Origin of the sequence: Flavobacterium collinsii, assembly GCF_902804485.1 — a bacterium.
GTDB classification, from domain to species: domain Bacteria; phylum Bacteroidota; class Bacteroidia; order Flavobacteriales; family Flavobacteriaceae; genus Flavobacterium; species Flavobacterium collinsii.
In genome coordinates this window covers 1-10242 of sequence record NZ_CADCST010000037.1, presented here as the reverse complement: position 1 = coordinate 10242, position 10242 = coordinate 1, and the positions used below count along the sequence as shown (strand labels likewise).

8 protein-coding genes are annotated in these 10242 nt (G+C 37.5%); all 8 read left to right on the top strand.

Annotated elements, in window-relative coordinates; all coding sequences use genetic code 11:
- Nucleotides 1–133: 133 nt before the first annotated feature.
- The 8 genes from FLA105534_RS00365 (at nt 134) to FLA105534_RS00330 (ending at nt 10109) form a co-directional block, all read left to right on the top strand.
- Entirely contained in the window at nt 134–1603 is a 1470-nt protein-coding gene (locus FLA105534_RS00365) for an MFS transporter (protein ID WP_173964071.1), read from the top strand.
- A 212-nt stretch (nt 1604–1815) separates the two neighbouring features.
- A complete protein-coding gene (gene kduI, locus FLA105534_RS00360; protein WP_173964070.1) occupies nt 1816–2652 on the top strand; it encodes a 5-dehydro-4-deoxy-D-glucuronate isomerase in 837 nt (278 codons plus the stop codon).
- Nucleotides 2653–2658: 6 nt separating this feature from the next.
- The gene (locus FLA105534_RS00355; protein ID WP_173964069.1) at nt 2659–3450 is read left to right on the top strand and encodes a gluconate 5-dehydrogenase; all 792 of its coding nucleotides are present in this window, start codon (nt 2659–2661) and stop codon (nt 3448–3450) included.
- Between the two features lie 24 nt (nt 3451–3474).
- A complete protein-coding gene (gene uxaC, locus FLA105534_RS00350) occupies nt 3475–4878 on the top strand; it encodes a glucuronate isomerase (protein ID WP_173964068.1) in 1404 nt (467 codons plus the stop codon).
- A gap of 225 nt (nt 4879–5103) precedes the next feature.
- Nucleotides 5104–6126, top strand: a complete 1023-nt coding sequence (locus tag FLA105534_RS00345) for a sugar kinase (RefSeq protein WP_173964067.1) — start codon at nt 5104–5106, stop codon at nt 6124–6126.
- A gap of 11 nt (nt 6127–6137) precedes the next feature.
- Entirely contained in the window at nt 6138–6809 is a 672-nt protein-coding gene (locus tag FLA105534_RS00340; protein WP_173964066.1) for a bifunctional 4-hydroxy-2-oxoglutarate aldolase/2-dehydro-3-deoxy-phosphogluconate aldolase, read from the top strand.
- Nucleotides 6810–7017: 208 nt separating this feature from the next.
- Nucleotides 7018–8484 (top strand): tagaturonate reductase, encoded by a 1467-nt coding sequence (locus tag FLA105534_RS00335; RefSeq protein WP_173964065.1) that lies wholly within the window; start codon nt 7018–7020, stop codon nt 8482–8484.
- 2 nt (nt 8485–8486) lie between these two features.
- Nucleotides 8487–10109 (top strand): UxaA family hydrolase, encoded by a 1623-nt coding sequence (locus FLA105534_RS00330; protein ID WP_173964064.1) that lies wholly within the window; start codon nt 8487–8489, stop codon nt 10107–10109.
- Nucleotides 10110–10242 lie beyond the last annotated feature (133 nt).

The following is a 10242-nucleotide window of genomic DNA, read 5'->3' as shown; positions in this document are numbered from 1 at the left end:
TTAGATTTGTGTAATCGATTACATTTAATTAATTTTGCTAGATTTAATTCATCGGTACTGCTGTTTTGTATCGCGTTTTAACTACAGATTAAATTACCCGAAAAAATATCAATTTTTATAATAAACCACTACCATGAACCAAACAGATGCAGTTATTATGAGCCAAACCAAAAAATCTACAGGAAGTTATCGTTGGAGTATATGTGCGTTGCTATTTTTTGCTACCACCATTAATTACTTAGACAGACAGGTACTTTCTTTAACCTGGAGCGATTTTATTGCGCCTGAGTTTCACTGGACCAATAATGATTATGGAAATATAACCGCTCTATTTTCTATATTTTATGCCGTTTCTTTATTGTTTGCCGGGAGATTTGTGGATTGGCTGGATACCAAAAAAGGATTTCTCTGGGCGATCGGAATTTGGTCCTTTGGAGCTTGTTTGCATGCTTTTTGTGGTATTGCCACGGCCGGAATCATCACAGGAAATTGGTTTGTAGGTTTTGAAGGTGCTAAAGAGGCGATTTATCTTGTGAAAGATACCGGACTGGTAATCAATGTAAGTGTTACCTTGTTCATCTTTGCCCGCTTTGTTCTGGCCGTAGGAGAAGCAGGAAATTTTCCGGCGGCTATTAAAACTACAGCAGAATATTTTCCTAAAAAAGACAGAGCATTTTCAACCAGTATTTTTAATGCAGGAGCCACTGTTGGGGCTTTAGCAGCCCCTATATCAATTCCGTTTATAGCAAAATCGTTTGGATGGGAAATGTCGTTTATCATTATTGGTGCTTTGGGTTTTGTCTGGATGGGATTTTGGATTTTCATGTACGATAAGCCGGAAAGACATCCAAAAGTAAGTGTTGCAGAATTAGAGTATATTCAACAGGATGATGTGGCAGATAGTAAATTAGAAGGTTATGTGCCGGAAACAAAAGATAAAGTTTCATTCGTAGATTGTTTTAAATACAAACAAACCTGGGCGTTCGCCTTTGGGAAGTTTATGACCGATGGTGTATGGTGGTTTTTCTTATTTTGGACGCCGGCTTATCTTAGCTCAGTTTACGGAATGGATTCTACACAGGCCGCTTTACCCTTATTTGTTTTGTATATGATAACCTTGTTGTCTATTATTGGAGGCTGGTTGCCAACGTATTTTGTAGAGAAGAAAGGAATGAATCCATACGAAGGCAGAATGAGAGCGATGCTAATTTTTGCATTCTTTCCGTTACTGGCTTTAATAGCACAGCCTTTAGGATATATAAGTTACTGGATTCCTGTAGTTATTATTGGTATTGCCGGAGCAGCCCATCAATCTTGGTCGGCTAATATTTTTACAACAGTAGGGGATATGTTTCCTAAAAAAGCAATTGCAACGATTACCGGAATTGGCGGATTAGCAGGAGGAGTTGGTTCAACATTTATCAATAAAGGATCGGGAATGCTGTTTGATTATGCTAAGGAAAATAATATGTCGTTTATGGGCTTTCACGGAATTGAGGCCGGTTACTTTATCATTTTCTCAATTTGTGCCGTTTGTTATTTAACAGGCTGGTCTGTAATGAAAACGTTAGTGCCAAAATACAGTCCGATTACGAATCTTTAGGATTTTTAGGAGTCAACATAAATCCGGACTAAAATCAGATTTTGAAGTTAACAGGAGGAAAAGCTCAACTGTCGTGTATTTCGTAAACAGTGGATCAGTTTCAGGATCAAAAAGAGAAGTTTTAGAAAAAAATAAAATAAATTTTAGTTTCAATTATGGTTTTTAGGGATAAAAATCTAATTTTGTGCAATCGATTACATTAAAATAAAATTATGACAAAATATAGTTCAAGATACGCGTCAAGCCCCGAAGCTGTAAAAAAGTATGACACTCAGGAATTGAGAAATGAATTCTTAATCGATGACCTGATGCAGGAAGATGAAATTGTATTAACCTATTCTCATTATGACAGGTACATTGCAGGATCAGCAGTTCCGGTAAAGGATCTGACTTTAGAAAGCATTGATCCGCTTAAAGCAGGTTATTTTCTGGAAAGAAGAGAAATAGGAGTTATCAACGTAGGTGGTAAGGGATCTATAGTGGTGGAAGGAGTTTCTTTTGATTTAGATTTTAAAGATGCTTTGTACATCGGAAGCGGTAATAAAGAAGTAATCTTTAAAAGCGAAGACGCTAAGAATCCTGCAAAGTTTTATATCAATTCGGCTCCTGCTCACACGACTTATCCAACGGTGAAAGTAAGTCTTGCGGAAGCCAATAAACTGGAATTGGGTACTATGGAAACGGCCAATCACCGTACCGTAAACCAAATGATTATTGGAGGAGTTGTGACCACTTGCCAATTGCAGATGGGAATGACCGAGTTAAGACCGGGAAGTGTTTGGAATACAATGCCGGCACACGTACACGATAGAAGAATGGAAGTATATTTTTATCTGGACATTCCCGAAAATCAGGCCGTTTGTCATTTTATGGGACAGCCTCAGGAAACGAGACATATCTGGATGAACAATCATCAGGCAGTTATTTCACCGCCATGGTCCATTCACTCCGGTTCAGGAACCAGTAATTATACTTTTATCTGGGGAATGGCCGGTGAAAATTTAGATTATGGAGATATGGATGTGTGTAAAATCACCGATTTAAGATAAGAAATTATGATAAACTCATTATTTGATATAAAAGGAAAAGTTGCTCTGATTACAGGAAGTACACACGGACTGGGAATGGCAATGGCAAAAGGATTGGGTGAGGCAGGTGCAACAATTGTGATAAACGGTAACTCTTCTCAGCAAAAAATTGATGCTGCAGTAGCAGAACTTCAAAAAGATGGAATTCATGCAGTGGGGTATAAGTTTAATGTAACGGAGGAAATGGAAGTTATTGCCGCCGTTCGACAAATTGAAAATGAGGTTGGACCTATTGATATTCTGATCAATAATGCAGGAATCATCAAAAGAATTCCGTTGATCGAAATGGAAGTGGCCGATTTTAAGGAAGTTATTGATATCGATCTGGTAAGCCCGTTTATTGTATCAAAGCATGTGGTGAGAGGAATGATTGAAAGAAAACGAGGCAAGATAATCAACATTTGTTCGATGATGAGTGAGTTAGGCCGCAGTACGGTAGGAGCTTATGCTGCTGCAAAAGGCGGTTTGAAAATGCTAACCAAAAATATGGCTACCGAATGGGCAAAGCACAATGTTCAGATCAATGGTATTGGCCCTGGTTATTTTGCTACCGAGCAAACAAAACCGATTCGTGTTGACGGGCATCCGTTTAATGATTTTATCATCAGCAGAACGCCGGCTGCAAAATGGGGAGAAGCAAGTGACTTAGCAGGAGCAGCGATATTTTTATCTTCAAAGGCAAGTGACTTTGTTAACGGTCATATTTTATATGTGGATGGTGGAATTTTGGCTACAATCGGTAAACCATCAAACGAATAATTATTTCAATTATATTAAAAAGACATGAGTTCAAATACCTTCATAAACGATAAATTTTTACTTGAAAATAAATTTGCTGAAGAGCTGTATCACGCTTACGCTAAAAATCAGCCGATCATAGATTACCACAATCATTTGAATCCTCAGTTAATCGCCGAAGATAAAATTTTTGACAACATTACAAAGGTGTGGATCAACGGAGATCATTACAAATGGCGTGCGATGCGTACGTTAGGGATTAATGAGCAGTTTGTAACCGGAAATGCTTCGGATAAAGATAAGTTCTTAAGCTGGGGAAAAACGGTTCCTTACACAATGCGTAATCCTTTGTATCATTGGACACATTTAGAACTGGCCCGTTATTTTGATATTTATGATTTGCTGAATGAAAAATCGGCAGAGAAGATATATATCGAAACGACTGAGAAAATTAATTCTCCTGCCTACAGCACACAAAATCTACTTAAAAAAGTAAATGCTGAATTAGTTTGTACTACCGAAGATCCTATTGATAGCCTGGAGTTTCATCAGAAACTGGCCAAGAATCCAATTGGAACCAAAATGAGTACAGCATTCAGACCTGATAAAGCGATCTTAATTTCTAATGATGGCTATAATGCATATCTGGACACATTAGGGGATGTGTCCGGAGTTGCAATACACACGTATACAGATTTGTGCAGCGCATTAAGAAACCGAATTGAGTTTTTTAATCAAAATGGCTGCAAGCTTAGTGATCATGGTCTGGATCAGATTTATTTTGAAGATTTTACAGAAAATGAAATCAATACCATTTTCAAAAAGAAAAGAGAAAACAGAATTTTAAGTCAGGAAGAGATTTTAAAATTCCAAAGTGCCGTATTGTTATTCTTGTCTGAAACGTATCATGAGTTTGGATGGGTGCAGCAGTTTCACTTAGGAGCTTTACGAAATAACAATGCCCGTATGCATCGAATTTTAGGACCGGACACCGGTTGGGATTCTATAGGGGATTATCCGCAGGCACAAAAGTTATCTGGCTTTTTAAATGCTTTGGACAGTAAAGATAAATTGACTAAAACGATTGTTTACAATCTAAATCCAGCCGATAACGAAGTGATGGCAACCATGATTGGAAATTTCAATGACGGAAGTGTCAGAGGGAAAGTGCAGTTTGGATCAGGCTGGTGGTTTTTAGATCAGAAAGACGGAATGACAAAACAATTAAATGCCCTTTCTAATATGGGACTAATTAGCTGTTTTGTGGGGATGCTCACAGATTCAAGAAGTTTCCTGTCATTCCCGAGACACGAATATTTCAGGCGTATTTTATGTAATCTTTTGGGAGACGAAATCAAACGTGGTGAGCTTCCAAATGATATGGAGTGGATTGGGAAATTAGTTGCCGATATTTCATACAATAACGCAAAAGAATATTTCAAATTTTAAGAAAGAAGAGAGAATATAGAGGAAAGAATATAGAGGAAAGAATATAGAGGAAAGAATATAGAGGAAAGAATATAGAGGAAAGAATATAGAGGAAAGAATATAGAGGATAGAGTTTAAGTATCTTTTTAATCAGTGTAAGCTGTGGCAAATAAAAGCATCAGGCTTAATTTTCTTAATATCTTAATGGTAAAAAAAAATCTTTTACTGGTAAAACAATAAAATTATATGAATAAAGTAGTTGCATTTGGGGAAATTATGTTGCGTCTTTCGACGGAAAGGCATTTGCGTTTTTCACAATCTACAGCATTTGGCGCTACGTATGGAGGCGGTGAATTTAATGTTTGTGTGTCTTTGGCAAATTATGGTGTAAACGCAGAATTTGTAACAAGAGTACCCGAGAATGAAATTGGTGCTTCGGCCTTAAAAGAAATGCGAAAGATGAATGTAGAGTCCCGTAACGTAGTTTACGGTGGAGAACGTTTAGGGATCTATTTTCTCGAAACCGGTGCAGGTACACGTGGTAGTAATGTCGTTTATGATCGTGCGCACAGTTCAATGGCAACTATTGAAAAAGGAATGATTGACTGGGAGAAAGTGCTGGAAGGTGCGAGCTGGTTTCATTGGAGCGGAATTACGCCGGCAATTTCCCAAAGTGCCGCCGAAGCCTGTTTAGAAGCAGTTAAAGCAGCTCATAAGTTGGGAATTACAATTTCCTGTGATTTAAATTACAGATCAAAATTATGGCAATATGGAAAAACACCAAGCGATGTGATGCCGGAACTGTTGCAATACAGCAATGTTATTTTAGGTGATATTGATACTGCCTATTTTATGTTGGGAATTCCCAAAGTCAATCCAAATTATCAGGATGAAAAATCGCTTCCGGTTTTGTACAATAAATTGTTTGATCTGATTCCGAATTTAAAAACAGTAGCGACAACCCTGCGTTATTCCGTAAGCGCATCACACCAAAGAATTGGTGGAATTTTGTTCGACGGAAAAGAAATTTATCAGGCAGCTGTAAAAGAAGTAACACCTGTTGTAGACAGAGTAGGAAGTGGAGATGCTTTTATGGGAGGCTTGATTTACGGATTGCAACAATATCAAAATAACAATCAGCGAGCCTTAGACTTTGCAGTAGCTGCGTGTTGTTTAAAACATACCATAGCCGGAGACTATAATCTGGTTACCTTAAAAGAAGTAGAAAATATGATAGATGGTAATTCTGCCGGATTAGTATCTAGATAAATGATTTAAATATGGCAAAATATTCAAGAATTGAAGTGGCTTTAACGATGAAAGAGAACGGAATGGTTCCATTATTTTTTCATTCGGATATCGAAATAAGCAAAAAAGTGCTAAAAGCCTGTTATGATGGAGGTGCAAGATTAATGGAGTTTACCAGCAGAGGAGATTTTGCTCATGAAGTTTTTGGAGCGCTAAACAAATATGCTTTGGCAGAATTACCGGGAATGATGCTGGGTGTTGGCTCTGTTACAGATGCTGCTGCGGCTTCACTATATATGAGTTTAGGAGCTAATTTTATTGTAACACCGGTATTTAGAGAAGATATAGCAATTGCCTGTAATCGTCGAAAAGTACTTTGGTCTCCGGGCTGCGGAACGTTGACGGAAATCGCAAGAGCCGAAGAATTAGGCTGCGAAATTGTAAAATTGTTCCCGGGTGATATTTACGGACCGGAATTTATAAAAGCCATAAAAGGGCCTTGTCCGTGGACCAATATTATGCCTACCGGCGGCGTTTTGCCAACAGTTGATAGCCTGACTTCGTGGTTTAATGCAGGTGCAACTTGTGTTGGGATCGGGTCACAGTTAATTTCAAAAGATATATTAGATAACAATGATTTTGAAGGACTAAAAATAAAAGTCAGTCAGGTTCTTGAGATCATAAAAAGTATTAAAAATAAATAAGGAGTAATCATACCAATCCTTATTTAACATGCGTTTTTTTAGATTTTAGAAATTGTAATTGAACATTACGCTTGATAAATAAATTTTGTGAGTCCTCACAGCAAGATTTGTTTTCCTCACACAAGTGTAATGTTTCTTTTACAGTGTGAGAAAATGAGCGAAAATAAGGGATTGAACGTGGTTGTTTATAACATTTTAAGAGAGAGTAATGGAAAAAATAAACAGAGTAAACTCAGGGTTTTCGGAAAAACTTCCTATAAAAATAGTTCAATTTGGTGAAGGTAACTTTTTAAGAGCCTTTGTTGAATATGCTTTTCAAAAATTAAATCAGGAAGCTGATTTTAATGCAGGAATCGCAGTAGTGCAGCCTATTGACAGAGGTTTAGTGAATATGATTAATGCTCAGGACGGATTGTATACCCTGTTTATGAAGGGTGTTAAAAAAGGAGAAGAAATTCAGGAGAAAGAATTAATTACCAATATCGTGAAGGCAGTTGACCCTTACGCTTCTTTTCAGGAATATTTGGCTTTAGCCAAAGAAGAAGAATTGGCTTTTATCATTTCAAATACAACCGAAGCTGGTATTGAGTATATCGAATCTGATCAGTTGGCAATGCAGCCCCCGGTTTCATTTCCGGCTAAACTAACCGTGCTTTTATATGAAAGATTCAAGTATTTTAAAGGAGCGGCAGATAAAGCATTAACAATTATTCCTTGCGAATTAATCAATTACAATTCAGATACTTTAAAAGAAATTATTTTAAAATATTGTGCCGATTGGAAATTGGAAGAGGAATTTGTTTCGTGGTTAACAAACAGCTGTTCTTTTCATAATACATTAGTAGACAGAATTGTACCGGGTTATCCTAAAGACCAGATAGAAGAATATAACAGTCAATTAACCTATAAAGATGATTTGATTGTAAGTGCTGAAAGCTTCTTTTTATGGGTGATTGAAGGAGATGATACCTTAAAAGCAAAACTTCCGTTTGAGAAAACGGGTTTAGATGTAAAAATCGTAGCAGACATGCAGCCTTATCGTACGCGTAAAGTAAGAATTTTGAACGGAGCACATACGGCTATGGTTCCTTTTTCAATGCTTTATGGTAACGAAACAGTAAAAGAAACAGTGGATAATTCTTTTACGGGAGCTTTTGTAAATAAAGCTGTTTTTGAGGAGATTAATGAAACATTGAATATGGACAAAGCGGAATTGGCAAGTTTCTCTGAAGAAATCTTAGACCGCTTTAGAAACCCTTTTATCAAGCATTTATTGTCGTCAATTGCATTGAATTCGGTTTCTAAATTCAAAGTAAGAGTATTGCCTAGTTTGACTGGTTATGTAGGTATTCATCACAAACTTCCAGTTCATTTGACGTTTGCATTTGCTGCTCTAATTCGTTTCTACAAAGGAACATGGAAAGGGGAAGTTTTGCCGGTTAATGACAGTGAAGATATTGTTTCTTTTTTTGACAGTCTTTGGAAATCGGATGATTATGAAAAAATAGCGCGACTGACTTTGCAAAATAAAAATTTCTGGGACGAGGATTTAACACTGCAGCCGGGATTGACAAAAGCAATTACAGTGGCATTGGAAGAAATTGACGCAAACGGAATTGAAAAAGGTTTTACCAATTTTCAAAAAGAAATAAATAATGTAACTCAAAAAGTTTAGTTATGGCAACGCAAAAAAAACTTATAAAAGTTCATCCTACTGATAACGTAGCAGTTGCTTTAGTGAATCTTTCAGCTGGAGAGGTGATTGATTTTGAAGGTTCGGCTGTTACTGTTGAGAGTGATGTGAAAATGAAACATAAAATCGCGATGGTTCCTTTTAATGTAGGAGACAGGATTATTATGTATGGCGTTTTGGTAGGGAAAGCAAGTGCCAAAATTGAAAAAGGAGGTTTGCTTTCTACAGCAAATGTCAAACATGAAAGTGATAAGGTAACCGGAAAAACAGAAACAATTGGATGGACGGCACCTAATATTGATAAGTGGAAAGACAGAACTTTCATGGGTTATCACAGAGAAGACGGACAAGTTGGAACAGAGAATGTATGGTTGTTTTTTCCATTGGTATTTTGTGAGAACCGAAACATTGAAATCTTAAAAGATATCTTTGAGAAAGAGCTAATGAAGCCTAAAGAGAACGATTATCAATTGCTGCTTCGTTCTTTGGTGAAATCAGAAACGGGTGGTGCAGGAAATGAGGCGGCTTCAAATGATGCTAATTTATTCAATAATATAGAAGTAAAATTCATCACACATCAGGGCGGTTGTGGTGGTATTCGTCAGGATTCGCACAGTCTGGCCAAGTTGTTGGCGGGTTATGTAAACAATCCGAACGTGGCTGGAGCAACTGTTTTGAGTTTGGGCTGTCAGAATCTGCAGATTCAGATTTTTAAAGATGCCTTAGACGCGATAAATCCAAACAGTAAAAAGCCGGTTTTGATTTACGATCAGCAACAAATCGGAACGATCGAAACCATGCTCAGTAGTGTGGTAAAAGATACTTTTGAAGCGATTAAAAAAGCCAACGAAGTGCAAAGAACTCCGGCGCCTTTATCCAAATTAAAAATTGGTTTAGAATGCGGTGGTTCAGACGGATTCTCCGGAATTTCGGCGAATCCAACTTTAGGAGTAACGTCAGATTTACTAGCGGCTTTAGGAGGGACTACCATTCTTTCTGAGTTTCCTGAATTGTGTGGGGTAGAGCAGGAATTGGTTAACCGTTGCGTCGAAGATGAAGGAGGAGAGCGTTTCCTGGAATTAATGAAATGGTATGAAAAAACAGTGGTAGATGCCGGTTCAGGATTTGATATGAACCCATCTCCGGGTAATATCAAAGACGGATTGATTACAGATGCGATGAAATCTGCGGGAGCGGCTAAAAAAGGTGGGACATCACCAATTACAGGTGTTTTTGACTATGGTGAATACATTTCGAAGCCGGGATTAACATTACTTTGTACACCTGGAAATGATGTTGAATGTACAACAGCAATGGTAGGTTCAGGAGCAAATATGGTATTGTTTACCACAGGTTTGGGAACGCCAACAGGAAATCCGATCGCACCGGTAGTGAAAATTTCATCCAACACAGACCTGGCTAAAAAGATGTCAGACATCATCGATATTGATACTGGTGGAATTATCACAGGAGAAAAATCCATCGACGAAATGGCCGACGAAATGTTGGAATTTATCATCGATGTTGCCAGTGGAACCATTAAAACCAAGGCAGCAATCTTAAATCAAAATGATTTTATTCCTTGGAAAAGAGGAGTTTCACTCTAGAAAAATAAAGCATTATATAAAAAACTCACTTAATAGTTAAAAGTGGTCGGAAGAAATTCCGGCCACTTATGTTTTATATACTTTTTGCGGATCTCCTCCTGAAAGTATTATCATTACTGCAGTAATTAACTCT

Coding starts and splice junctions, on each gene's coding strand:
- FLA105534_RS00365 (WP_173964071.1), top strand. CDS start 134: ATGAACCAAACAGATGCAGTTATTATGAGCCAAACCAAAAAATCTACA.
- kduI (WP_173964070.1), top strand. CDS start 1,816: ATGACAAAATATAGTTCAAGATACGCGTCAAGCCCCGAAGCTGTAAAA.
- FLA105534_RS00355 (WP_173964069.1), top strand. CDS start 2,659: ATGATAAACTCATTATTTGATATAAAAGGAAAAGTTGCTCTGATTACA.
- uxaC (WP_173964068.1), top strand. CDS start 3,475: ATGAGTTCAAATACCTTCATAAACGATAAATTTTTACTTGAAAATAAA.
- FLA105534_RS00345 (WP_173964067.1), top strand. CDS start 5,104: ATGAATAAAGTAGTTGCATTTGGGGAAATTATGTTGCGTCTTTCGACG.
- FLA105534_RS00340 (WP_173964066.1), top strand. CDS start 6,138: ATGGCAAAATATTCAAGAATTGAAGTGGCTTTAACGATGAAAGAGAAC.
- FLA105534_RS00335 (WP_173964065.1), top strand. CDS start 7,018: ATGGAAAAAATAAACAGAGTAAACTCAGGGTTTTCGGAAAAACTTCCT.
- FLA105534_RS00330 (WP_173964064.1), top strand. CDS start 8,487: ATGGCAACGCAAAAAAAACTTATAAAAGTTCATCCTACTGATAACGTA.